This window comes from Pseudomonas sp. PvP001, assembly GCF_040546375.1.
Classification (GTDB): Bacteria; Pseudomonadota; Gammaproteobacteria; order Pseudomonadales; family Pseudomonadaceae; genus Aquipseudomonas; species Aquipseudomonas coleopterorum.
In genome coordinates this window covers 4,804,592-4,828,848 of record NZ_JBEPNQ010000001.1, presented here as the reverse complement: position 1 = coordinate 4,828,848, position 24,257 = coordinate 4,804,592, and the positions used below count along the sequence as shown (strand labels likewise).

Annotated in this window: 20 protein-coding genes and 2 pseudogenes; 11 read left to right on the top strand and 11 right to left on the bottom strand. The window is 63.4% G+C overall.

Annotated features, from left to right (window positions below; translation table 11 throughout):
• Positions 1-6 precede the first annotated feature (6 nt).
• Together ABMD26_RS21950 and ABMD26_RS21945 are read right to left on the bottom strand one after the other, a co-directional pair.
• Entirely contained in the window at positions 7-960 is a 954-nt protein-coding gene (locus ABMD26_RS21950; protein ID WP_056842766.1) for a site-specific integrase, read from the bottom strand.
• Positions 961-1,013: 53 nt separating this feature from the next.
• Positions 1,014-1,421 (bottom strand): SRPBCC family protein, encoded by a 408-nt coding sequence (locus ABMD26_RS21945; RefSeq protein WP_354311760.1) that lies wholly within the window; start codon positions 1,419-1,421, stop codon positions 1,014-1,016.
• A gap of 219 nt (positions 1,422-1,640) precedes the next feature.
• On the opposite strand from ABMD26_RS21945, the gene ABMD26_RS21940 reads away from it, so the two are divergent.
• On the top strand, positions 1,641-2,840 hold the full coding sequence (locus ABMD26_RS21940) for a DUF8534 domain-containing protein (protein WP_354311759.1): 1,200 nt from the start codon (positions 1,641-1,643) through the stop codon (positions 2,838-2,840).
• A gap of 21 nt (positions 2,841-2,861) precedes the next feature.
• On the opposite strand, the gene ABMD26_RS21935 is transcribed toward ABMD26_RS21940, so the two are convergent.
• Entirely contained in the window at positions 2,862-3,995 is a 1,134-nt protein-coding gene (locus tag ABMD26_RS21935) for a glycerate kinase (protein WP_354311758.1), read from the bottom strand.
• A 225-nt stretch (positions 3,996-4,220) separates the two neighbouring features.
• Between ABMD26_RS21935 and ABMD26_RS21930 the strand changes: the two genes are divergently transcribed.
• The gene (locus ABMD26_RS21930) at positions 4,221-6,488 is read left to right on the top strand and encodes a heavy metal translocating P-type ATPase (RefSeq protein WP_354311757.1); all 2,268 of its coding nucleotides are present in this window, start codon (positions 4,221-4,223) and stop codon (positions 6,486-6,488) included.
• Here the strand turns inward: ABMD26_RS21930 and ABMD26_RS21925 are convergent.
• The 3 genes from ABMD26_RS21925 to ABMD26_RS21915 all read right to left on the bottom strand — a co-directional run bounded on the left by ABMD26_RS21925 (position 6,483) and on the right by ABMD26_RS21915 (position 8,509).
• Entirely contained in the window at positions 6,483-7,451 is a 969-nt protein-coding gene (locus tag ABMD26_RS21925; RefSeq protein WP_354311756.1) for an XdhC family protein, read from the bottom strand. The two genes, ABMD26_RS21930 and ABMD26_RS21925, sit on opposite strands and share 6 nt — an antisense overlap.
• A gap of 174 nt (positions 7,452-7,625) precedes the next feature.
• The gene (uraH, locus tag ABMD26_RS21920; protein WP_354311755.1) at positions 7,626-8,027 is read right to left on the bottom strand and encodes a hydroxyisourate hydrolase; all 402 of its coding nucleotides are present in this window, start codon (positions 8,025-8,027) and stop codon (positions 7,626-7,628) included.
• Positions 8,028-8,041: 14 nt separating this feature from the next.
• Complete coding sequence (locus tag ABMD26_RS21915; protein WP_192067393.1) at positions 8,042-8,509, bottom strand: GlcG/HbpS family heme-binding protein; 468 nt, start codon at positions 8,507-8,509, stop codon at positions 8,042-8,044.
• A 134-nt stretch (positions 8,510-8,643) separates the two neighbouring features.
• Between ABMD26_RS21915 and ABMD26_RS21910 the strand changes: the two genes are divergently transcribed.
• The 3 genes from ABMD26_RS21910 to ABMD26_RS21900 all read left to right on the top strand — a co-directional run bounded on the left by ABMD26_RS21910 (position 8,644) and on the right by ABMD26_RS21900 (position 11,361).
• On the top strand, positions 8,644-9,318 hold the full coding sequence (locus ABMD26_RS21910; protein WP_320521822.1) for a heavy metal response regulator transcription factor: 675 nt from the start codon (positions 8,644-8,646) through the stop codon (positions 9,316-9,318).
• Positions 9,311-10,735 carry a heavy metal sensor histidine kinase gene (locus ABMD26_RS21905; RefSeq protein ID WP_354311754.1) on the top strand — a complete coding sequence of 475 codons (1,425 nt, stop codon included), beginning with the start codon at positions 9,311-9,313 and terminating at the stop codon, positions 10,733-10,735. The genes ABMD26_RS21910 and ABMD26_RS21905 overlap by 8 nt, the downstream gene beginning before the upstream one ends.
• Positions 10,736-10,830: 95 nt before the next feature.
• The gene (locus ABMD26_RS21900; protein WP_122742326.1) at positions 10,831-11,361 is read left to right on the top strand and encodes a Dps family protein; all 531 of its coding nucleotides are present in this window, start codon (positions 10,831-10,833) and stop codon (positions 11,359-11,361) included.
• 47 nt (positions 11,362-11,408) lie between these two features.
• Here the strand turns inward: ABMD26_RS21900 and ABMD26_RS21895 are convergent, their stop codons facing one another.
• From ABMD26_RS21895 to ABMD26_RS21880, 4 genes are all read right to left on the bottom strand, one after another.
• On the bottom strand, positions 11,409-11,885 hold the full coding sequence (locus tag ABMD26_RS21895) for a copper chaperone PCu(A)C (RefSeq protein ID WP_354311753.1): 477 nt from the start codon (positions 11,883-11,885) through the stop codon (positions 11,409-11,411).
• Positions 11,885-12,490, bottom strand: coding sequence for an SCO family protein (locus ABMD26_RS21890; RefSeq protein ID WP_049859513.1), 606 nt, complete (start codon positions 12,488-12,490; stop codon positions 11,885-11,887). Before ABMD26_RS21890 ends, ABMD26_RS21895 begins: the two co-directional genes overlap by 1 nt.
• Positions 12,491-12,756: 266 nt before the next feature.
• A complete protein-coding gene (glsB, locus tag ABMD26_RS21885) occupies positions 12,757-13,665 on the bottom strand; it encodes a glutaminase B (protein WP_049859512.1) in 909 nt (302 codons plus the stop codon).
• Positions 13,666-14,110: 445 nt separating this feature from the next.
• On the bottom strand, positions 14,111-15,922 hold the full coding sequence (locus ABMD26_RS21880) for an ABC transporter ATP-binding protein (protein WP_354311752.1): 1,812 nt from the start codon (positions 15,920-15,922) through the stop codon (positions 14,111-14,113).
• Positions 15,923-16,040: 118 nt separating this feature from the next.
• Here ABMD26_RS21880 and ABMD26_RS21875 point away from each other — a divergent pair.
• The 3 genes and pseudogenes from ABMD26_RS21875 to ABMD26_RS21865 all read left to right on the top strand — a co-directional run bounded on the left by ABMD26_RS21875 (position 16,041) and on the right by ABMD26_RS21865 (position 18,843).
• Positions 16,041-17,115 (top strand): annotated as a pseudogene (locus tag ABMD26_RS21875) (FUSC family protein).
• 115 nt (positions 17,116-17,230) lie between these two features.
• On the top strand, positions 17,231-17,536 hold the full coding sequence (locus ABMD26_RS21870) for a DUF6482 family protein (RefSeq protein WP_049859509.1): 306 nt from the start codon (positions 17,231-17,233) through the stop codon (positions 17,534-17,536).
• A gap of 176 nt (positions 17,537-17,712) precedes the next feature.
• Positions 17,713-18,843: a lactonase family protein gene (locus ABMD26_RS21865; RefSeq protein WP_354311751.1), complete on the top strand. Its 1,131-nt coding sequence runs from the start codon at positions 17,713-17,715 to the stop codon at positions 18,841-18,843.
• A 9-nt stretch (positions 18,844-18,852) separates the two neighbouring features.
• Here ABMD26_RS21865 and pcsA read toward each other — a convergent pair whose 3' ends face one another.
• Positions 18,853-19,572 carry a phosphatidylcholine synthase gene (pcsA, locus tag ABMD26_RS21860; protein ID WP_049859507.1) on the bottom strand — a complete coding sequence of 240 codons (720 nt, stop codon included), beginning with the start codon at positions 19,570-19,572 and terminating at the stop codon, positions 18,853-18,855.
• Positions 19,573-19,985: 413 nt separating this feature from the next.
• Here pcsA and ppnN point away from each other — a divergent pair.
• The 3 genes and pseudogenes from ppnN to ABMD26_RS21845 all read left to right on the top strand — a co-directional run bounded on the left by ppnN (position 19,986) and on the right by ABMD26_RS21845 (position 24,248).
• Positions 19,986-21,360: pseudogene (ppnN, locus tag ABMD26_RS21855) on the top strand (nucleotide 5'-monophosphate nucleosidase PpnN).
• 256 nt (positions 21,361-21,616) lie between these two features.
• Positions 21,617-22,375: an enoyl-CoA hydratase/isomerase family protein gene (locus ABMD26_RS21850; protein WP_192000604.1), complete on the top strand. Its 759-nt coding sequence runs from the start codon at positions 21,617-21,619 to the stop codon at positions 22,373-22,375.
• A gap of 808 nt (positions 22,376-23,183) precedes the next feature.
• A complete protein-coding gene (locus ABMD26_RS21845) occupies positions 23,184-24,248 on the top strand; it encodes an ABC transporter substrate-binding protein (protein WP_134722430.1) in 1,065 nt (354 codons plus the stop codon).
• The last annotated feature ends 9 nt before the right edge of the window (positions 24,249-24,257 follow it).

The window sequence follows — 24,257 nt, the reverse complement described above, 5'->3', positions numbered from 1 at the left end:
GCCCGCTTAGAGGTCGAAGCGGTCCACGGCACGCCGACGTTCGTTGTCGTCGCGCATGTCGTAGGCCGCCGTGGTCTGGATGTTGGTGTGGTGCGCCAGTTTCTGGGCGATCGACAGGTCATGCTCCTCGATCACCCGAGTGATGAACGAGCGGCGGAAATCGTGGGGCATGATCTTCACGCCGACCTGAGCACCACGCTGCCGGGCGATGTAATAGATGGCGTGTTTGGTGATGCGCTCGCGCGTGATGTGCGCGCCGCGGCGGATTCGGTTGAAGAGGAAGTCGTCGTCCGCCTGACCGGCCGGCAGCTGGCTGCGGCGGAACGCCAGCCAGGTCTGCAAGTGGGTAAAGGCCCAGCTGGGCGCGTACTTGATCAGTTCCTTGTTGCCCTTGCCCACGACCCGCAGGCTGCGCTCGGCGAAGTCGACCTGGGTCAGGTCCAGGTTGACCGACTCGGACTTGCGCATGCCCGAGCCATACAGAATCGCGATCACGGCTGCGTCGCGCAGGCCCTGGGGCCGCGGATCGCTGGCGCAGACTTCCATCAGGTCGCGGATCAGACTGCGCTTGAGGTTGCGACCATTGCCCAGGCGCGTGCCCTGCATGGGCTTGACCGAGCGGATCTTGAGCAGGTGATCCTGGTCGATCAGGCTCAGCCGCCAGGCTTCGTTCATGACGCCACGCACAGCGTTGACGTAGAGCGAGGTGGTGTTGGGCGCGTAACCGTCTTCGCGCAGCGCGGCCACCAGCGAGGTGACATGTCCCGGCTCCAGCAGATGCCAGGGGACCTCGCGGATATCGGCGTCCTCGAAGCCGAGGCGGTCGGCGGCGTCCTGCAATACGTATTGCATGGTCGTACGGCTGGACGGCATCAGCCGGGCGAGGTATTGCAACAGAGGGTTTTGCAGATCAGACAAACCGTGGGGATCCTTTAGAGCGTCGAGGTGAACGCCGAACATTCTAACACCCGCATCCCTGCCTGACCTGCCCGCCGTCACCCGGTCGGGTTTGATCAGAAGTTGTCGCGCAGTGCCTGCAAGCCGCCTTGATAGACGCCGTCGAAGATTTCCACGGCCTCAGCGTCGGAAATACCTGCCGGGGTGAATCGACCGCCCCACTCCACGCGACTGTTGCCGGCGTCCACTTCGATCACCTTGAGGGTGGCGAGGTAGTCGTTTACCGGGAACGGACCTTCGGTGATCGAATAGCTGTAGGTACGCGCGGCATTGTCGTAGCTTTCCAGGCGCTCGACGATGACCGTGCCATCCACTGTGGTCAGGTGACGCAACCGGCCATGCTCCTGGGCCTCGCTTTGTTGAATCATCGGCAGCCACTGGGCCAGGGAATTGAACCCGGCCACCAGGTTCCAGACCTGATCGGCCGATGCCGGAATGTCGATGCTCGCTTGCGTGCTTGCCATGTCATGGCTCCTGTCGATGAGGTGGGGTACAACGGTAGCGAGGGTTCGAGTGCGCAGCAAGCCGATAGTGCATTCGTTCTTGCCTTCGATGGTGCCGCCAGCGCGGCCGGGGCAGCGCACCGGGCTGGGGCGCGAGCAACGGAAACATGGCGCCGAAGCGTTGTCCCATACAAGCCAACCCGGCCTGAACCCGTTCGTCGAAGGGGCGTTTGCAGCGTCATGAGAATCATCGAAAAGACCGGCGCCCAGGTGCGCACCCTCACCCCTGCCGAGCAGCAGTTGGTGACCGAGTTCGCCGAAGGCCGCAGCGAAGGTCCGAAGCTGCTGCAGGCCAACCAGTGGCTGATGAAAGTTCGTACCCAGGGCCAGTGGCTGGCGTGCGATTGCCGGCCCGGCACGCTGCCGGTGATGAACGTGACCCTCAACAGCAGTACCGGCACCCTGTTTCTGAAGAACAACCCCGGTACGGCCGAGCACGCACCAGGCTGCCCGTTCATCCATGACGAGCGCGAAAACCCGTCGGTGCGTGGGGACGACGCGCCACTGCCTGCCGCCTGGCTCCCTCCTGACGTGCCGCTCAAGCTGATAGGTGACTTTCGCGCACCTGCTGCGCCGGGCGCTCCGGCGAACGCGCTTGCAGCGAGCCAGCGTCGGGAACAGCATCGGTTGCTGTCGTTGCTGCTGACCTTCATCGAAGCCTCCGGGCTCAACGTGTATGCCACGCACTTGAAGAAGGACCTGAGCCGCCAGTTCTCCGATCTGCGCGCCGTGGCCACGCGTTACCCGCTGATCGATCGGGTGCCGGCGAGCAACTACCTGGAAACCCGTATCGACATGAAGCACATGATGATGCTCAAGTCGCGCCTGCAGGATTCCACCGCGTTCATCGGGCAGCGTCGCTACGGGCTGTTGCTCGATTGCGTGGCAGATGTGGTGGGTCGCAAGGTGATCACCGACCGCAGCAGCGCCGGGTTCGACTTTCAGGGTCATCATCTTTTGTGGGGCGGGGCGCGCAGCAGCGGGCCGTTGCTGGCACTGGCGCTGTACTCGCCGGCCACCGCTGGCAGTCAGTTCTACGAGATGGTGCATGTGGCCACGGTGCCGGTGCTGACCCGCGGGCATTTGTTCCCGGTGTTCCGCGACGAGGAGCGGGAGCCATTGAAGATGCTGGTGTCGCTGATCGACTGGATGGCCAGCAAGGGCGTCAAGGTGGTGATGCGCCGACCGGTGATCGGCGCCATGGTGATGGATGAGCTGGTGCTCAGTTCGGACCTGGACCGGGTGCTCTCGGTCTCGCTGATGAAGGAGCCGCTGGGTCCGGAGCCCAGCTCCGAGACCTTCAAGCGTCTGGCCGACTTCAAGAGTCTGGACACCTTCCGCAAGTACGTGGCCGGTTTCTTCATGCGCGAGCGGGATTGACCGTCGGTAGCGGATTCGCTGCTAGCGGCGCAGTTGCCAGAGCAAGGCGATATCTCGGGCGCGAGCGCTGAGCAGCTCACCTGCATCGCTGCAGGCCTGCTCCAAGGTCATCGGCCCGGAGGCCAGGGAAAAGGCGGCGTCGATCCCGTGGTTGTAAAGCTCTTGATAACCCTCGCCCAGCGTGCCGGCCAATACCACCACCGGGACGCCTGCGTCGCGCGCGATGCGCGCGACACCGAAGGGCGTTTTTCCCCGCAGGGTCTGCGCATCGAATCGCCCTTCCCCCGTGATCACCAGATCGGCGTCTTTGATCGCATCGGCAAGCCCGACCAATTGCGCCACGACTTCGACGCCTGGGCGGAACGAGGCGTCGAGAAACGCCTTGGCCGCGAAACCCATGCCGCCGGCCGCTCCGCACCCCGGCAGGTTGCGGTGATCGTGGCCCAGAAGTGGTGCGCAGTGATCGGCAAAGTGGTCCAAGGCCTTGTCCAGGGCCACTACCTGTTCCGGCGTGGCGCCCTTCTGTGGGCCGAAAATATGGGAGGCGCCGTGTGGGCCGCACAAGGGGTTGTCGACATCGGCCGCGACTTCGAACTGCACCTCGGCCAGGCGCGGATCGAGGCCGCTGATATCGAGCGCGTTCAGGTTCGCCAATGCCAGCCCACCACGGCGCAAGTCGGCGCCCTGGGCGTCGGTCAGACGTAGGCCCAGCGCGCAGAGCATGCCGGTACCCGCGTCATTGGTGGCGCTGCCGCCGATGGCGAGAATGACGCGCCGCGCGCCGGCTTCCAGCGCGGCAGCAATCAGCTGCCCGGTGCCGTAGGTGCTGCTGGCGCAGGCATCGCGCTGCTGCCGTTCGAGCAGCTGCAATCCGCTGGCTTCGGCCATCTCGATGATTGCGGTACGTTCGCTCGCCAGCCAGCCCCAATGCGCTTCGGTGGGCTGGCCCAGAGGGCCTTCCACGGTGAGGCTGCACAGCTCGCCCTGACAGGCGGCCATGATGGCCTGCATGGTGCCTTCGCCGCCATCGGCCATGGGCCGTTCGACGAGTTGCGCATCGGGGAGCGCCTGGCGCAGTCCGCGGGCAATGGCCGAAGCCACATCGGCGGCGCTGAGGCTGTCCTTGAATGAGTCAGGTGCGATAACGATCTTCATGGCCGTTCTCCAGTTCTTGTACGTCCATGCTGCCAGTTTCACCGCGCCGGCGCGACTCCCGCAGGAGCGGTCAAGGGCCGCGAAAGGCGTGATGCGGTGTGGCTGGTACACCGCGGCGCTCTTTTCGCGGCCACGGACCGCTCCTACGCAGAGTGGTGCCGGGCTTGACCTTCCCATGATGGGAAGGGTCAAAGTCGAGGCTTGGAATGGAAGGAGGATGTGGGCATGGCGGCGAATGAGGGTGCGATCGAGCTGGGCATTCAGGGGATGACCTGTGCGTCCTGCGTGGGTCGGGTCGAGCGGACACTGAGCAAGGTGCCCGGGGTGACGGCGGTGGCGGTCAACCTGGCCACCGAGCGCGGCCGGGTGGAAGGCGATGGCGCGCTGGACGTGCAGGCACTCATCGCTGCCATCGACAAGGCTGGCTACAGCGCCAGACTGATCGAACACACCCGCGATGAGCTTGATCGAGCCAGCCAGGAACACCTGGAAGACGCCACCCGCCTGCGGCGCGACCTGCGCGGGTCGGTGACGCTGTCGCTGCCCGTGGTGATCCTGGAAATGGGCACGCACCTGATACCCGGTTTTCACGCCTGGCTCGACCAGCACCTCGCTCAGCAGAGTAACTGGCTGCTGCAGTTCGCCCTGACCACCTTGGTGCTGCTCATCTGTGCCAAACGCTTCTACGTCAAAGGCGTCCAAGGGTTGCTGCGCGGTGCGCCGGACATGAACTCGCTGGTCGCGGTGGGCACCCTCGCCGCCTACGGCTTTTCCCTGGTATCGACGTTCGCGGCCCACGTGCTACCCCCTGGCACGGCGACGGTCTACTACGAAGCGGTGTGCGTGATCATCTGCCTGATCCTGCTGGGTCGCACCTTGGAAGCCCGCGCCCGTGGCCGTACTTCCCAGGCGATCAAGCGCCTGTTGAACCTTCAGCCACAGACCGCCTGGGTGCAACGCCAAACCGGGCTGATGGAAGTCCCGCTGGCGCAATTGGTGCAGGGCGACGTGGTGCAGGTGCGCCCCGGCGAGCGAATCGCGGTGGACGGCACCGTAGTGGCAGGCGACAGCTTCGTCGACGAATCGATGCTGACGGGCGAACCCATGCCGGTCCGCAAGGTGCGCAACGACAACGTCGTCGGTGGCACGCTGAACCAGAACGGCACGCTGCAGATACAGGCAACCGCGCTGGGCAGCGCCAGCCTGCTCGCCCGTATCGTCGCCATGGTCGAACGGGCTCAGGGCAGCAAGTTGCCGATCCAGGCGCTGGTTGACCGGGTGACGCTGTGGTTCGTACCCGTGGTCATGGCTCTGGCGCTGGCCACGTTCGTCGGTTGGTACTGGCTGGGTCCTCAGCCGGCGCTGGGCATGGCGCTGGTGCACGCCGTGGCAGTGCTGATCATCGCCTGCCCCTGTGCGATGGGCCTGGCGACGCCCACCTCGATCATGGTCGGCACCGGTCGTGGCGCCGAGCTGGGCATTCTGTTTCGCAAGGGCGAGGCGCTGCAGCGGCTCAAGGAGGCCCGCGTGGTTGCACTGGACAAGACCGGCACGCTCACCGAAGGCCAGCCGCGCCTGACCGACCTGCAGCTTGCACCTGGCTTCAGCCGCGAACGGTTGCTGCCACTGCTGGCAGCGGTCGAGGCACTTTCCGAGCATCCGCTGGCCCTGGCCATCGTGGCGGCGGCACAGGAGGAACAGCTGACCTGGTCTCAAGCGCAGGACTTCCAGGCGCACACCGGCTACGGCGTCAGCGCCACGGTGGATGAGCAAAACGTTGCAATCGGTGCCGAGCGCTACATGGCGCAACTGGGTGTGGATACTGCGGCGTTCGCCAGCGCCGCGCACGCGCTGGCCGAACACGGCAAGACCCCACTGTATGCCGCAGTGGATGGCCATTTGGCCGCAGTCATCGCCGTGGCAGACACCCTCAAGCCCTCCACCCAGGCTGCGATTCAGACGCTGCATGCACTGGGCCTGAAAGTGGCGATGATCTCAGGGGATGACCGCCGCACCGCCCAGGCCATCGCCGCCCAGTTGGGCATCGATCATGTGGTGGCCGAGGTGCTACCCAAGGGCAAGGTGGACGCCGTTCAGGCCTTGCAGCGCGAATATGGCCTGACGGTCTACGTAGGCGACGGCATCAACGATGCGCCGGCGCTGGCCCAGGCCGATGTCGGCATTGCCGTGGGCAGTGGCACGGACATCGCCATCGAGGCGGCGGATGTGGTGCTGATGTCGGATAATCTGGGCTCGGTGGCCAGCGCCATCGCGCTGTCGACGGCGACCCTGAACAACATTCGTCAGAACCTGTTCTGGGCCTTCGTCTACAACGCTGCCCTGATCCCCGTGGCTGCGGGGCTGCTCTACCCGATCAACGGGCTGACCCTGTCGCCGCAATTCGCGGCGGGGGCCATGGCCTTGTCGTCAGTTTTCGTGCTGGTCAATGCGCTGCGTCTCAAAGGCTTCCAGCCGCCCGCCGCGCGGTCATAGGCGCTGCCGGTCGATGCCGTTGGCGGCACGCAGGATATCCGCCATGACCGCAAGGGCGATCTCGGCGGGTGTCTTGCTGCCCAGGTTCAGACCGATGGGTGCATGGATACGCTGCTGTGCATCGGCGTCCAGACCGCCGATGCGCTGAAGGCGCTCGAAACGCTTTTCACTGGTGCGCATCGAGCCCATGGCACCGATGTAGAAGGCTGGCGTGCGCACCGCTTCGAGCAGGGTCAGGTCGTCGAGTCGAGGGTCGTGGGTCAACGCCACCACGGCTGTCGCCGAATGGCAGCCGCCTTTGGCGATGAACACCGCGGGCAAGACTTCATGGACCTGCACGCCTGGCAGGTCGAGACGGGCCAGGACTTCGGGACGTGGCTCGCAGAGGATCACTTCGTAGCCCAGGCTCAAGGCGAACCCGGCACAGAACTCTGCTACCGGCGACAGGCCGGCCAGGATCAGGCGCTGTACGGCGCCGATGCGGATGCGGATTTCTTCGTCGTTCACCAGCACCCGCGCATCGCCCATGCTCCCGGGGCGAATGCTGCGCTGATCGCTTCCGGGTACGACCTGGCGAGCCACCAGCTGGCCGCCGGCGAAGGCGTGTTCCACCTGTTGCAGGTGCTCCCGCGTCGCGTCGCCGGGCGAGAGGTATTCCACCAGCACATCCAGAACGCCGCCGCAGGGCAGCGCCATGGTCGGCGCCAGGCCGCCGTCGCCGTAGCGCACCACCTGATTGACCGGCGTGAAAAATCCGGCGGCGACGCGCTCCAGAAAATCGTCTTCCACACAGCCACCCGACAACGAGCCGCAATGCTCGCCATTATCCAGAGCGACCAGCATCGCCCCCGGCCCGCGTGGCGCCGAACCGAAGGTCGACAATACCGTGCACAGCCATACGCCCCGGCCCTGGCCAAGCCAGGCCTGGGCCTGTTGTATGACTTGCAGATCAAGCTGCTTCATCGATGGACACCCGTCATGATCCTGCGCAATTCCTCGGCGCCCTGCCCTGCGGCGCTGCTCTGGTGCAACAGACCGCAGGCAGGGGGCAATAGTTTTCCGGGTATGGCGAAAGCATGGCGGCCATCCTTGCAGGCACCCGACCGCAGCCGGGCACTCGCATCACTGCCCGTACGACTAGGAACCGCGATAGGTGCTGAAGCCGTAGGGGCTGAGCAGCAACGGGATGTGGTAGTGCTGCTCGGTGTTCTTGACCTCGAAGATCACCGGAATTTCCGGGAAGAACGTGTCATGGCCAACCTTGCGGTAGTAGTCGCCGGTCTTGAACACCACGCGGTATTCACCCGCAACGAATTGGCGCTGCTGCGGGAACAGCTCGGCGATGCGCCCTTGCTCGTTGGTAACGCCTTTGCCCAGTGCTTGCCACTGGTTCCCCTGATGCTGCTCCAGAGTCACTTCGATACCGGCCGAGGGCACCCCGGTTTCAAGGTTCAATACGTGGACGCTCAGGGGATTGGCAGCCATCGCCAGGCCGGACAACGAGGCCAGGCTGATGGCCAGAAGAGTCTTTTTCAACATGGTGCAGCGCTCCTTCAAGGGTGAATGGCCAGACCGATGGATTCGGTGGCCTTGATTGCACAGGCTTCGTCCTGCTCGGCGCCGCCGGCGCCGGCAATGCCAACGGCACCGACCAGCTGCGTGCCCTCGTAGACCGGCACGCCGCCGCCGAGCAGAAGCAACTGCCCCAGGGATGTCAGGTTGGCGGCTTCGGGGTTGTTGCGGGCGCGTTCGGCGAAGGCCCGGGTCGGGGTCTTGGTCGAGAGTGCGGTGTAGGCTTTCAACCGCGCCGCTTCGGTGTTGTGCGGGCCCACCGCGTCGCCGCGTTGCTGGACAATGACGTTGCCGCCACGGTCCAGGACCGCCACCGCGGCCACGCAGCCACTGCCGTTGGCCAGTCGCTGGGCGGTCGCCAGGTCCAGGTCCGGATGCTGGGCGAGCGCAGCATGGGCCTGCGTGGCCAGCAGACAGCTCAGGGTGAATGTCATGCAAAGGGCTTTCATCGGGCTTCTCCGTGATCAGTGGCAACCACGTTAACAAGCCCGTCCCGACAGAACCCCGTCGCAGGGATTACAACTTTGTAATAGGCAATCGGGCGGCGGAGGCCTAGCCTATGCGCGGGTACAGGAGCTGAACGATGCGTGTGTTGCTGGTTGAAGATGAAGCGAAGACGGCGAACTTTCTCGCCAAGGGGCTGGGTGAATCCGGCTTTTCGGTAGACGTGGCGCTCAACGGGCTGGATGGACGCTATCTGATCGAACAACAGGCTTATGACCTGGTGATCCTCGATGTCATGCTGCCCGGCCTGAACGGCTGGCAGCTGCTCAAGCTGATCCGTCAGCGAGGCGAGACACCGGTGCTGTTCCTCACCGCCAAGGACGCCATCGAAGACCGCGTGCGCGGGCTGGAGCTGGGCGCCGACGACTACCTGGTGAAGCCGTTCGCCTTCGCCGAGCTGCTGGCGCGGGTGCGCACGCTGTTGCGTCGGGGCGCGGTACGCGAGGTCGAGCACTACCAGGTGGCCGATCTGGAAGTGGACGTGCTGCGCCGTCGAGTCAGCCGCGGTGGACAGCGCATCAGCCTGACCAACAAGGAGTTCGCCTTGCTGCACATGCTGATCAGCCGGCCCGGCGAGGCGCTCTCGCGCACATTGATCGCGTCCCAGGTGTGGAACCTGAATTTCGACAGCGACACCAACATGGTCGAGGTAGCGATACGCCGCCTGCGGGCCAAGGTCGACGATCCATTCATGCCCAAGCTGATCCATACCGTGCGTGGCGTCGGCTATCGGCTGGAGCACCAGGATGAGTGAACGCCGCCATTCCCTGGCCTGGCGGCTGGCGCTGGCCGTGGCGGTGGTCTGCACGCTGGCGATGAGTGCGGTCGCGGTGTTTCTGTACCGCTCGCTGGCGGCTGAAATTGCCTACCGCGACGATCTCGCCCTGCTGGGTCGACTCGAACAGGTCCGCACCCTGCTCCACGACAGCGACAGCCTGGGCGCCCTGCAGCAGCGCCCTCAGTTGTACCAGAACATGCTTGGCAATCAGGAGAGCGTGCTGCGGGTGCGCCGCGCCGATGGCAGCCTGGTGTTCGAAATCAACCCCCATGGCGAAACACTGGGCGATCCTCCACGCATCGGTGTAAGTCAGCATCCGAGCCGGGCCGACATTCGTCAGGACCGTAACGCCTTGTTGCTGGCCGGTGACGCGGTCGGTCCGGCGGGCGAAGCGCTGACGGTGATGGTCGGCAAACGCCTGCAAGAACGCGAAGCGATCCTGGCCAGCTATCGGCTGCGTCTGTACCTGGCCGTGGCGGCGGGCGCTTTGCTGGCCTGGATCATCGGTCTGCTGCTGGTACGGCGGGCCCTGACACCCCTGCGCGATATGGCCGACGCGCTGGCCCTCATCGATCTGCGCAATCTGCATCGACGGCTGGCCGATACCGCCGCGCCCCTGGAATTGCAGGCGCCCATTCAGGCGCTCAATGGCATGCTGGCGCGGCTCGAACAGGGTTTCGAACGGCTCTCACAATTCTCGGCCGATCTGGCCCACGAAATTCGCACCCCGCTCCACACGCTGCTGGCCAGCACGGGCCAAGCCCTGAACCAGCCCCGCAGTTCGGATGAATACCGTGAATTGCTCGGTTCCAACATCGAGGAGTACGAGCGTCTGAACCGCATGGTGGAAAACCTGCTGTTCCTGGCCCGTGCCGACCACGGCCAGCGCCGGGTACACATGCAGGCCATCGACCTTGCTCATCTGGGCGAAGAGCTGTGCGACTACTTCCAGCTGCTGGCCGACGAGCGCGGTGCATGCCTTGAGCATTCGTTGCACGGGACGTTGAACACCGACTTGCAACTGTTGCAACGGGCCTTGGGCAATCTGCTCGCCAACGCGGTGCGCCACGCCAAGCCCGGCACGACTGTGCGGTTGAGCCGACACGATGACGCGGCGTTCGTGCGCCTGTGCGTGCGCAACGAAGGTGACACCATTGCGCCCGAGCATCTGCCGAGATTGTTCGATCGCTTCTTCCGCATCGATCCGGCACGCACGGAGCCTGGCGACTCCGGTGGCCTGGGGCTGGCCATAGTGCAGTCGATCATGACGTTGGTGAACGGCAAGGTGAGTGCGTCCAGTGACGACGGCGTGACGACCTTTACCTTGAGCTTCCCGAATTCAGGCGCTGTGCAGCTTGATTCCTACGTTGATAGCGACCCTTCATCGGCGTGATTGAAAAAATCTCTGAGCATTCCGGTTCACAGCGCGGTCGATTCAATTAGTGGTTACAAACCCTATCCCGCAAACCTGTACCAAGGAGATTTCAAATGGCCGTTGCCAATGTGAAACAGGAACTCAAGACCGTATCGTCCGTCAAGGCCAAAGCCGAGAAAGGCGAAGGCGCCCGCTTGCAGAACCAAGCCGAAGTTGGTCAGGAACTGGCAGTGCTTCTGTCTGACGTCTTTGCGCTGTACTTCAAAACCAAGAACTACCACTGGCACATGAAAGGGTCGCATTTCCGCGACTATCATCTGCTGCTGGAAGAGCAAGCCACCCAGATCTACGCCATCACTGACCTGATTGCCGAGCGCGCCCGCAAGATCGGCGAGCCGACTGTCCGCTCGATGGAGCAGATGGTGCAACTCAAGCGTCTGGCCAGCAGCGAAGTTGCCGACCTGTCGCCGGAAGACATGCTGACCGAGCTGCATGACGACAACCAGTCCCTGGCTGCCTACATGCGCACTACCCATGGCGTCACCGACGAAGCCAACGACCTGTCCACCACCAGCCTGCTGGAAGAGTGGATCGATCAGGCCGAAGAGCGTGCCTGGTTCCTGGGTCAGACCGTCGGCAAGTGATTGCGACGGTGCAACTGTGATGCCGGCAGCGCCCTGTTGCCGGTCATTCAGTGAGCGTGAGCGTGGTCGGGTGCATTCAGTGCCCTGGCCACGGCGTTCACTTCCAGCGTTTCTTCCTCTCCCTGTGCATTCTTGATCTTCAGGGTCAATAGCACTGCATCACCCTCTTTCACCTGCTTGACCAAGCCCATCAACATCACGTGATAGCCGTTGGCATCGAACACGACCGGTTCGCCTGCGGGCAGACTGACTTCGTCCACCGGCAACATGCTCATCACGTCGCCTTTCATGGTCGACTGGTGGATCTGCGTGTCCTTGGCAGCCGGTGACTGCACACTGAGCAAGGTGCTGTCCGAATCCGCCGTCAGCGTCATGAATGCGCCGGTGGCCGGCTGGCCTGGAACCGTGGCACGTGCCCAGGCATCTTCCACGGTGGTTTGGGCCATGGCATAGCCGGAGAGGCTCAGGGCGACTGCGAGGACGGTGAATGGGCGCAGGGCTTTCAAAGTGGCAACGGGTTTCATCAGCAGACTTCCATTACGGTGAGCAGGTCCTCGGCGCACTCTTGTGCGGTGAGGGAATGGGACAGACCCAGGCGCAGCACGCCTCGGGAATCGTAGACGTAACTGGTCGAGGTATGGGAGATGGTGTAGGTATCCCCTACCGGGACCTTTTCGTAGAACACCTTGAACTCCTTCGCGACCTCGGCGGTTTGTTCCAGCGTACCGCGCAGGGCCACGAAGGTGGGGTCGAAGAGTTTGACGTAGGCGTCGAGCACTTCCGGCGTGTCGCGTTCGGGGTCCAGGGTGATGAAGATCACCTGCAGGCGGTCACCGTCGCGGCCCATGAGTTTCTTGGCCTGGACCGCACGCGCCAAGGTGGTCGGGCAGACGGCCGGGCACTGGGTGAAACCGAAGAACACCATGGGCATCATGCCGCGAAAACTGGACAGGGTCTTTTCGTTGCCCTGCGGGTCCTTGAGCCGGAAGGTGCGGCCAAGGATCTCGTTGCTCAGGTCCTTGCCGTACTTGAACGACAGCGTATTGCTGTCGCCACATCCGGCCAGCGCACCGAGACCGAGAATGCCCATGCCGGCGAGTACTCGGCGGCGGGTCGGGAAATCGTTCATGCCATATCGCCCTCTGAAGAGGGCCGCAGTTTAAAGTCCACAGCGGCGCTTGGGCACTGCAACCTGTCACATTTTGTTTAATCGCGGACGCTCAGGCATACCGTGCCATGCCCTTCGCGGTCCGTGGCCGCGAAAAAACCCCCTCGGTCGATCAGACACTTCGCGTCATGCCCTTCGCGGCCGATGACCGCTCCTACGGATGCACGCTGATCGTGTAGGAGCGGTCCGTGGCCGCGAAAAAGCACCCCGGTCACTCAGGCCTCTACCTAAAAAACCGACCAGCCGATCCGCTCGCTGAGCAGCTCCAGTGCAGCCATGCCGGCCAGCGAGTTGCCCGCCGGGTTGAGTTCCGGGGACCAGACGCACACGGTGAACTGCCCCGGCACCACCGCGACAATGCCGCCGCCTACCCCGCTCTTGCCTGGCAACCCGACGCGGTAGGCGAAGTTGCCCGCTTCGTCGTACAGCCCACTGGTGGCCATGATCGAGTTGACCTGCTGGGTCTGGCGCCGGGTCAGCACCTGTTCGCCACTGTGTTTGCAGTAGCCGTCGTTGGCCAGGAAGCAGAAGGCGCGGGCCAGATCGACGCAGTCCATGCGCAACGCGCAGTGGCTGAAATAGCTGCGCAGCACCGCCTCGACGTCGTTGTGGAAGTTGTCGAACGACTTCATCAGGTAAGCCATGGCCGCATTGCGCGCCCGGTGCTGGTATTCCGATTCCGCCACCCGGCCATCGACGATCACCTGAGGGTTGCCCGACAACCGCCGCGCCAGGTCGCGCATCGACAGCGCAGGAGCGGCGAAGCGCGACTGGTTGATGTCGCAGATCACCAGCGCACCGGCGTTGATGAACGGGTTGCGCGGCCGACCCCGTTCGAACTCCAGCTGCACCAGGGAATTGAACGGCTGCCCGGACGGCTCATGGCCCAAACGCTGCCAGATGTCTTCACCCGAGTGGCCGATCGCCTGGACCAGGCTGAACACCTTGGAAATGCTCTGAATGGAAAACGGCGTGTGGGCATCGCCGGCGCTGAACACTTCGCCATCGTTGCCGTACACGGCAATACCCAGTTGCGCGGCGGGCACATCGGCCAACGCCGGAATGTAATCGGCCACCTTGCCTTGTCCGATCAGAGGGCGGACGGCATCCAGTATTTCAACCAAAAGCGCTTGCATCGGGCTACTCGCATCAAGGGATCAAGCCGTAGACGGCGGCACTCGCAAACGCATCACAGATCCGCTCTGCCTGGAGTGGCGGTGCATCTGCCGGACCGCAGTGCACCCTTCGCGGGTAGAAGGCTCGCCGCCCGCCCCGCTCCCACAAGGTGCGGTGGCGATCCTGTGGGAGCGGGCTCTGCCCGCGAAGAAGTCAACGCGGTGCATCTGCTGGACCGCGGTGCGCCATTCGCGGGTAGAACCCGCTCCCACAAGGTGCGGTGGCGATCATGTGGGAGCGGGCTCTGCCCGCGAAGAAGTCAACGCGGTGCATCTGCTGGACCGCGGTGCGTCCTTCGCGGGTAGAACCCGCTCCCACAAGGTGCGGTGGCGATCATGTGGGAGCGGGGCGGGCGGCGAGCCCTCTGCCCGCGAAGAACTCAACGCGGTGCATCTCCTGGACCTCTCAGCGATAACCCCGCGCCTGTAGGTCGAACAGTTCGGCGTAACGCCCCGCCTGGGCCATCAGTTGTTCATGGTTGCCGCGCTCCAGCACCCGGCCCTGTTCCAGGACCACAATATGGTCGGCATTGCGCACACTCGAGAAGCGGTGCGAAATCAACAGGGTCATGCGGCCCTTAGCGTACTCGCGGAAATGCTCGAACACCGCGGCTTCGGCACTGGCGTCCAGTGCTGCGGTAGGCTCATCGAGAATCAGAATGTCGGCATCACGCCGCATGTAGGCCCGCGACAGCGCCAGCTTCTGCCATTGCCCACCGGACAGCTCCTGCCCACCCGCAAACCAGCGCCCCAACTGAGTGGCATAGCCGTGCTCCAGACGCTCGATAAACGGCTCGGCCGTGCCCTGCACCGCGGCCTCGCGCCAGCGCTGCGTGTCATCGAACGCACGGGTGTCACCCACCCCGAGGTTTTCCCCGACGCTGAACTGATAGCGGATGAAATCCTGGAAGATCACCCCGATTCGCTGACGCAGCGCCTCTTCCTGCCAGTCCTGCAGATCGCTGCCGTCGAGCAGGATGCGACCCTCGTCAGGCCGGTACAGACGCGTCAGCAGCTTGATCAAGGTGGTCTTGCCTGAACCGTTCTCACCCACCAGCGCCAGGCTCTTGCCCGGCATCAGATGCAGGTCGATACCCTGCAAGGTGGCGCGGTTGGCGCCTGGATAGCGAAAGCCCAGCCCTTCACAGCGCAGGCCGTCGCCCGGCTTCACGCCCTGAGTGAGATCGCCCTGAGTGGCCTGCACCGGGTAGGCCAGATAGTCGTACAGGTCCGCCAGGTACAAGCCGTCTTCGTACAGGCCGCCGATCGCCGTAAGGCTGCTGCTGACCGCACTCTGCCCCTGCTTGAACAACACCAGGTACATGGTCATCTGCCCCAGGGTGATATGGCCGTTCACCGTGTCGATGACGATCCAGCCATACGCCAGATAGAAGGCCGTCGTGCCCAATAGACCCAGCACGAAACCCCAGCCGTCCCGACGCAAGGTCAGGCGGCGATCCTCGGCATACAGTTTGGTGAAGGTGTCGCGATAGCGCTGCAGCAAGAGCGGCGCGAAACCGAACAGCTTCACCTCCTTGATGTAACCCTCGTGGGAAAGCAGTGTTTCGATGTAATTCTGTCGACGGGTTTCCGGTGCGCGGCGGCTGAACAGGCGGAAGGCATCGCCGGAAAAATGCGCCTCGGCAAAGAACACCGGCAACGCGCCGATCACCAGGATCACCAATGCCCAGGGCGAGAAATGCACCAGCAACACACCGAAGCTGACCAGGGAAATCAGGTTCTGCACCAACCCCAGCGACTTGCTCACCAGCGCCAGCGGTCGCGTGGACGCTTCCCGGCGCACGCGCACCAGCTTGTCGTAGAACTCCGAGTCCTCGAACTGCATCAACGAGAGGGTCTGGGCTTTCTCCAGAATCAGTGTATTGACCTTCTGTCCCAGTTGAACGCGCAACAGCGCCTGTTGCACCGAGAGGCCGCGCTGCGCTGCGGCCAGCAGTGCCAGCACACCGGCTTCCATCAGGACATAGCGCAACACCGGCCACAGCGGCGCAGCGCCGGTCTGCTGGTGCAGCTGCATGGCAGCCACCACTGCATCAACGATGCGCTGGCCCAGCCAGGCCGCCAGTGCCGGCAGGATGCCCGCGGCTAGCGTGGCGATTACCAGCCCAAGCAGCAGGCCGGGTGAAGTCGCCCAGACCAGTTGCAAGGCACGTCGGGCCTGGCCCAGAAAATTCTTCAGGCGAGAGAAGTCGAGCATCGACAAAAGCGTTCCTTGAACAAGATATATAGCCGCAGCCATGACACAATTTACCTTCCAGCCCAGAGTCGACAGCTGTGTGGCGGACTTATTCCAGGTACCCATGGTCATTTAACGGATGAATGCATTCAAATCCATTGCTCTACCCTTCTGGTTGCGCCGCGTGCTGCGGCCGTTGCTCGATCCCTACCGTCGTTACCGGCACGCCCGCCTGATACACGCCGCACGCATCGTCGCCGCCTTGCTGGTGTCCATCCTGCTGACCAGTGGCTTCAACCTGCCCCACGGTGAGTGGGCATCGGTCACCCTGCTGATCGTCATCGGCGGGCTCCAGCACCATGGCAATATCGGCAAGAAATCGGTGGAACGTGCCTACGGAACCCTCATCGGCGCCGCGCTCGGGCTGGCCGTGGTGGCCCAGCAGAACTACTTCGAACTGCCCATCGTGACCTACCTGCTGATGTCGGTGGCCTGTGGGTTCTTCGCCTACCATGCGATCGGCAAGGGCGGCTACACGGCACTGTTGTCGGCGATCACGTTGTTCATCGTCGCCGGTCATGGCGACAATCCGATCACCGACGGCCTATGGCGCACTGTCGACATCCTCATCGGCATCGCCCTGGCCTTGGCGTTTTCGTTCGCCTTGCCGCTTTACGCCGTGTATTCGTGGCGCTACAACCTGGCCACCGGATTGCGCGGCTGCGCGACCATTCACAGTCGGATCGTCAGTGGCCAGCCGGTGTCGGCCGATGAACACCTCAAGTTGATGGCCAAGCTCAACGCGAACATGGTCCAGCTACGCTCGCTGCTGCCGTCGGTGTCCAAGGAAGTGAAGATCTCCATGACCGAGTTGGACGCGATCCAGGGTCATTTCCGCATGTGCCTGAGCACTCTGGGAAATCCTCGCCAACCTGCGCCCCAGCGGGACCGACCGTAACGCCATGGCGCAATTGCAGCAGTGCCTGAGCGGTGAGCACCGGCACATTCGTCGGCAACTGGTGGGCATGGCCCGCGCCTTGCGCGATGGTGCCACCGAACGGCTGGAGCGCAACTACGCCAGCGCCGATGCGGACGCGCCCAACGTGGTGCCCGGTGAGCTGATCGGGTATCGCCTGCTGACGCTGCAATTGGTCAATAACCTCGACGGGCTGCAGCAACGATTGGCCAAGACCGCGAGCCGCTGGAAGATCTGACGCGGCGCGCGGGAGGTGCCGCGCGATGGAACTCCGTCAGCGTGGCCAGCCTCAAACCTTGCATGGGGCAAGAGCGATGGCCACTCCGGTCCATCCCGCCATTTCGAGGTCGCGCATGAACATCGATAAACTGAGTAGCCACGTCAACAATGGCGAAATCCACGAAGTGAACCTGGTTTCCATGGAAGGTGGCTCCTACGTGCTGCACGCCATCCTGGAGGGTGTGTCCCAGCCGGTGGCCAGTGACAATGGCGCAACCATTCACGTCGCCTCGGTCGAGGAAGCACGCAAGGTGCTGGCCGGTGTCGCCGACATCAAGTTGTTCCTGGTGCAGGGCAACGCCCATGACGAGATGATCGGCAACCCCGAGGAAGGCAACCACATCATGCGCGAAGAAATTCCCCTGCGTTCCAGCCTGTAATCATCACCCCTGTAGCAGCGGCGCAAGCCGCGTCGGCCACACCGCGTTCACAGTGACCTGTTGCGGAGGCGGCCGACGCGGCTTGCGCCGCTGCTACAGGGGAAGGTGGAATTCTTTACTTCGGTGCAATGCACTCATAGGATGACTGATCACAACAACAAAACCGAGGATCATTCATGCGTAAACATTTGCTTCTTGCCGCTGCCATTGGTTGCGCGGGCGGTATGGCTCAGGCCAACACCTTTGCCTATATCTCAAGCCCCGACGACGGCATGATCTCTCAATACCGCCTGGACGAAACCACCGGCTCCCTGACTCTGCTGCACCAGACCCCTGCTGGCGACAAGGTCAACCCCATGGCCCTCAGCCCCGATAACACGACCCTGTATGCCGCGCTGCGGGTCGAGCCCTTTCGAGTGATCGCTTACCGTATCGACCCCGGCACTGGCCAACTGACCGCCGCCGCCGAGGCACCGCTCGCTGCCAGCCTGGCCTACCTGAGCACCGATCGCAGTGGCCGCTACCTGATGGGTGCCTCCTACGGGGGCAACGTGCTCACCGTACAAGCCATCGATGCGGAGCATCGCCCGGCCAAGGAGAGCAAGGTCTACCCTACCGGTCCTTATGCCCACTCGGTGCGCAGCGACCCCAGCAACCATTTCGTCTACGCCACCTCGCTTGGGGATGAGAAGGTGATGCAGTTCTCATTCGACCAGAAGAGCGGCGCACTGGAGCCCATCGGCCCTGCCCATGCGTCGGTGACAGCAGGTAGCGGCCCGCGGCACATCGCATTCGCGCCAGGAGGCAAGTTTCTCTACGTAGTGGGTGAGCTGAGCGGTACGGTCGACAGTTTTTCCATCGACTCGCAGACAGGCGCTCTGACCAAAGTGGCCCATGCCGAAGGCGTGCCCAAATCTCTGAATCTGGTACAGGGCGAAATCCGCAACGCGGCCAACAACGACCTCAAGGACGACCCTACCCCGCGGATCTGGGCGGCGGACATTCGCGTCTCGCCGGATGGTCAGTTGATCTACATCACCGAGCGCACCACCAGCTCCGTCTCGGCATTCAAGGCCGATCCGAACACTGGTACTTTGAGCTTCCAGGGCAATTATCCCTTGCAGGAAAAACAACCGCGCAACATCGCCTTCTCACCCAGTGGACGTTGGTTGCTGGTGACCGGCGAGAAAGCCGACAAGGTGGGAAGTTACGCAGTGGGTGTGCAAGGCGCGCTGACCCGTACCGGGGAGGCGCCTTCAGGCAAAGGCGCCCTGTGGATCGAGATGCTCAACCTGCCAGGCGTTTGAATCCAGGCATCAGGCGCGCAGGCGGCCGAGCCATTCGACCACTGTGCGCCAGACGCAGATGCCCAGGAAGTAGGCCGACATCAGGCTCCACAGCCCCATCGCCACCGGGTTGCTGGCCGGATGATTGAGGATCAGCACGAAGGTGCACAGCAGCCAGATCGAGGTCACGGCGATGTTGATCGCCATGAAGCGACGGACCCGAAACGGGTGCAGGAACTTCATCTTGGTGACGGTCAGCAGGGCCAGACCGATCACGCTGAGCAGTGCCACCCACGGCGACGGCGAAATGATGTACATGCACAGCGCGACCACGTTCCACGCCGCCGGGAATCCAACGAAGTAGTTGTCCTTGCTCTTCATGTTGACGTTGCAGAAGCAGAACAGCGACGACACCAGGATGATGCTGACGGTGATCAGCATGGTAAATTCTGGCAAGGGGATGTAGCGGTAGATGAACAGCGCCGGAATGAACACGTAGGTCAGGTAGTCGATCACCAGATCCAGCGTGGAGCCGTCGAAGTGCGGCAGTACCGACTGGGTGTTGAGCTTGCGCGCCAGCGAGCCGTCGACGCCGTCGACCACCAGCGCCAGGCCCAGCCACAGCAGGCAGATCTTCGGCTGGCCATCGAAAAGCGCCAGTGTGGCAAGAAAGGCCAGCACCACGCCGGTGGCGGTGAAGCCGTGGGCGCCCCATGCTTTGAGCGTGGCCGAGGGTCTGATCAATATCACGGGGTGTTCTCCAGGAAGTAGACGGGCCAAGACAATCGCTGGCAGGTATCCACAGCATTGACCCGAAAGCGGCCTCTGTAAAAGGGTGGGCCGCAGCTATCGACCGGGCGTGTGGGGGTAAGGTTCACGACTCGGTCCCCGTAAGTGTCACAGGTAACGCGGTGCGCTGCCAAGCGATTCACTGCATTGGAGTTTTTCTGGCGACGGACGTTGACCGACGCGCAGCGGCGCGGAGTAAGATGAGACCAGTGTCGATCAGCCCCATGCCCAGGAGGAAACGGTTTTTCATCAACAGGACAAGCAGACCCGGCGCCCAGGCTTGAAAGACAGACAGCCTGGGGCCGGTGAAGTCGCTCATTATCCAGATGGGGCGGCCCGTGTGGCCGCGCTACAGTGCGTTAAGGGAATATAGAATGGCCCCAAGAAATGTGATCAATGCCTCGGTCAGCCCCAAGGGCAGCCTTGAAACCCTCTCCCAGCGTGAAGTCCAGCAACTCAGCGCCGCCGGTTCGGGCAGCACCTACACCCTCTTTCGCCAGTGCGCCCTGGCCATCCTCAACACCGGCGCCCATGTCGACAACGCCAAGACCATCCTCGATGCCTATCAGGATTTCGAGGTGCGCATCCACCAGCAAGACCGCGGTGTTCGCCTGGAATTGTTGAACGCTCCGGCCGACGCCTTCGTCGACGGCGAAATGATCGCCAGCACCCGCGAAATGCTGTTCAGCGCATTGCGCGACATCGTCTACACCGAAAGCGAGCTGCACAGCCAGCGCATCGACCTGAGCGACTCCCAGGGCATCACCGACTACGTCTTTCATCTATTGCGCAACGCCCGCACCCTGCGTGCCGGCCTCGAGCCCAAGATGGTGGTGTGCTGGGGTGGCCACTCGATCAATTCGGACGAATACAAGTACACCAAGAAAGTCGGCCACGAACTGGGCCTGCGCAAATTGGACATCTGCACCGGCTGCGGCCCTGGCGTGATGAAAGGCCCGATGAAAGGCGCCACCATCGCCCATGCCAAGCAGCGCATGAGCGGCGGACGCTATCTGGGTCTGACCGAACCGGGGATCATCGCGGCGGAAGCGCCGAATCCGATCGTCAACGAGCTGGTCATTCTTCCCGATATCGAGAAGCGTCTGGAAGCGTTCGTGCGCGTCGGTCACGGGATCATCATATTCCCCGGCGGCGCGGGCACGGCCGAGGAATTCCTGTACCTGCTGGGCATCCTGATGCACCCGGACAATCAGGGGCTGCCGTTCCCGGTGATCCTCACCGGGCCCAAGAGTGCCGAGGCGTATCTGCAGCAACTGGATCATTTCGTCGTGGCGACGTTGGGCGAGGCGGCGCGAGAGCACTACCAGATCATCATCGACAACCCGGCCGACGTGGCACGGGAGATGACCGAGTCGTTGAAGAAGGTCAAATCGTTCCGTCGCGAGCGCAACGACGCGTTCCACTTCAACTGGCTGCTGAAGATCGAGGAAAGCTTCCAGCGTCCCTTCGACCCGACCCACGCCAACATGGCCAACCTGGAACTGCGCCGCGCCCTGCCCCCGCATCAGCTGGCGGCCAACCTGCGCCGGGCGTTTTCCGGCATCGTGGCGGGTAACGTCAAGGACAAGGGCATTCGCCTGATCGAAGAACACGGGCCTTACCAGATCCGTGGCGATGCCGCAGTGATGGAGCCGCTGGACAAGTTGCTGCAGGCGTTCGTCGAGCAGCACCGCATGAAACTGCCGGGGTGGCGCAGCCTATGTGCCCTGCTACCGCGTTGTGACCTGATCCTTACCTCTCCATGATCCGCTCCCACACCCCTGCGTGGGAGCGGCCATCGGCCGCGAAAATCTCACCGCATAACACCTGACACACCGCACCGCCCTCTTCTCGGCCACTGACCGCTGCCAGCGTGTGCACGTTGATCTGAGTGCAGTGGCGTCTTCTGTCGTGCGCGCTTTGCCAATAATCCACACAAACCGGTTGCGCATCCAGCGGGATAATTCTATCGTTATTCCACATCAACTATCGCATTGAGATAAACATGTCAGACATCGTGCTAGAAATCAAAGGCCCCGTCGCTGTCATCACCCTCAATCGTCCGGCGGTGCTCAATGCCTGGACCACGCCGATGCGTAACGAAATCATCGAAGCCCTGAACGGCTACAACACCGACCCTGCCATCAAGGCCGTGATCATGACCGGCGCTGGCGACCGGGCGTTTTCCGCGGGCCAGGACCTTTCCGAAGCCCATGATTTCGACGGCGATCGCGCCGTGGAATGGGTGGGTGAATGGGAGCGTTACTACGCCACGCTGCGCGGCCTGTCCAAGCCCCTGATCATCGCGCTCAACGGCACGGCCGCAGGTTCGGCGTTCCAGGTCGCGCTGCTGGGCGACATCCGCATCGGCCACCCCGGCGTGCGCATGGGCCAGCCAGAGATCAACTCGGGCATTCCCAGCACCACAGGTCCCTGGATCATGAACAGCATGCTGGGCATGTCGCGCACCATCGAGCTGACACTGACCGGCCGCTTGATGAATGCCGATGAATGCAAGCAGATCGGCTTGATTCACCATTTGGTCCCGGCCGATCAGGTGATGAGCAAGGCACTTGAAATCGCCGAAGAACTGGCCGCCAAGCCACCGATCGCCATGCGCCTGGACAAGCAGCGATTCCGCGAAATGAGTGAGTCGGGCTTCAAGGACTGCATCGAAGCCGGCCGACGCCTGCAAAAGGAAGCGTACGACTCCGGCGAGCCGGCACGCATGATGGAAGCCTTCTTCAAGGCGCGGGCCAAGTAAAACCCAGCCTACCTTCTGAAAGCAGATTAGCAGTGGGCGCGCGCCCATTGTGGGAGCGGGCTCTGCCCGCGAAGGCGGCAATTCGGAGGCACTGATACACCGTGGAGGCCCGTTCGCGGGCAGAGACCCGCTCCCACAGGGTTCTCGCCCACACTGTGGGAGCGGGCTCTGCCCGCGAAGGCGGCAATTCGGAGGCACTGATACACCGTGGAGACCCGTTCGCGGGCAGAGACCCGCTCCCACAGGGTTCTCTCCCACACTGTGGGAGCGGGCTCTGCCCGCGAAGGCAGCGACGCGGAGGCACTGATACACCGTGGAGGCCCGTTCGCGGGCAGAGACCCGCTCCCACAGGGATCGCTCCCACACTGTGGGAGCGGGCTCTGCCCGCGAAGGCGGCAATGCGGAGGCACTGATACACCGTGGAGGCCCGTTCGCGGGCAGAGACCCGCTCCCACAGGTTTCGCTCCCACACTGTGGGAGCGGGCTCTGCCCGCGAAGGCAGCGACGCGGAGGCACTGATACACCGTGGAGGCCCGTTCGCGGGCAGAGACCCGCTCCCACAGGGTTCTCTCCCACACTGTGGGAGCGGGCTCTGCCCGCGAAGGCGGCGATGCGGAGCACTGATACACCGTGGAGGCCCGTTCGCGGGCAGAGACCCGCTCCCACAGGGTTCTCTCCCACAGGGTCATCTCCCACAGATAGCACTACGCACGGCGGCGGCCATGTACCTACCCCGGCTTTTTGCAACACCTTGACTGCCGACGTCCTGACTACCCAACGATCCATTCGTTTTCTGCAGGAGACTGTCATGCACACACCTTCCAACCCCGGACGCCGTCAGTTGCTCAAGGCCGGTGCCACCGTCGCTCTGGTCTGCGGTCTGCCCAGCGTAGTCCGCGCCGCCGACAGGCAGATCATCGTTTCCGATCCCGGTGGCCCCTACACCGAGGCCTACCGCAAGGCCTTCTACGACCCTTTCGAAAAAGCCACCGGCATCAAAGTCATCAGCGTGGCCCGCGAATCACAGCCCGTGGCGCAGTTTTCGGCCATGGTGAAAACCCGCAATTACGTCTGGGACGTCACCACCCTGACCATCTCCGCCGACATCCCCTACCTCGAAGCCCAGGGCTTTCTCGAACCCATCGGTCTGTCGGCCAGCGAATACCCCGACCTGTTGCCCGAAGCGATCACCCCCAACTTCCTGGGCGTCGATGTGTACTCCACCGTGCTGGCCTACCGCACGGACACCTTCAAGGATGGCAAGGGCCCGCAGAGCTGGGCGGACTTCTGGAACGTCGAGCAGTTTCCCGGCCGTCGCTGCCTGCGCCGCAGCCCCCTGGACACGTTGGAACAGGCTCTGCTGGCCGACGGCGTCGGCCTCGACGAGCTGTACCCGATGGACGTCGACCGCGCCTTCAAGAGCCTGGACAAGATCAAACCGCACATCGACCTGTGGTGGACCTCCGGTGCGCAGGCGATGCAGGCCATCCAGAGCGGCGAAGTCGACATGATCTCGGCCTGGAACGGCCGCGCCCAGGCGGCCATCGACAATGGCGCTCCGGTGCAGATCGTCTGGAACCAAGGGCTGTATTCCATCGAAGGCTGGGCGATTCCCAAGGGCACGCCACACGCCGACATGGCCAAGCAGTTCGTGCGCTTCTGCGCCGATGCCAAGCGCCAGTCCGATTTCACCGACACGCTGGCCTACGGCCCCACCAACCGCAAGTCGTTCGAGTTCATCGCCCCCGAGCGGGCTGCGCTGTTGCCCACTGCGCCGCAGAACCTGGAACACATGCGCCTGCCCAGCCCGGCCTGGTGGGCGGAGCACCGTACCGCCGTGACCGAGCGGTTCAACGCCTGGATCTTGTCGTAAGGGAGTCGA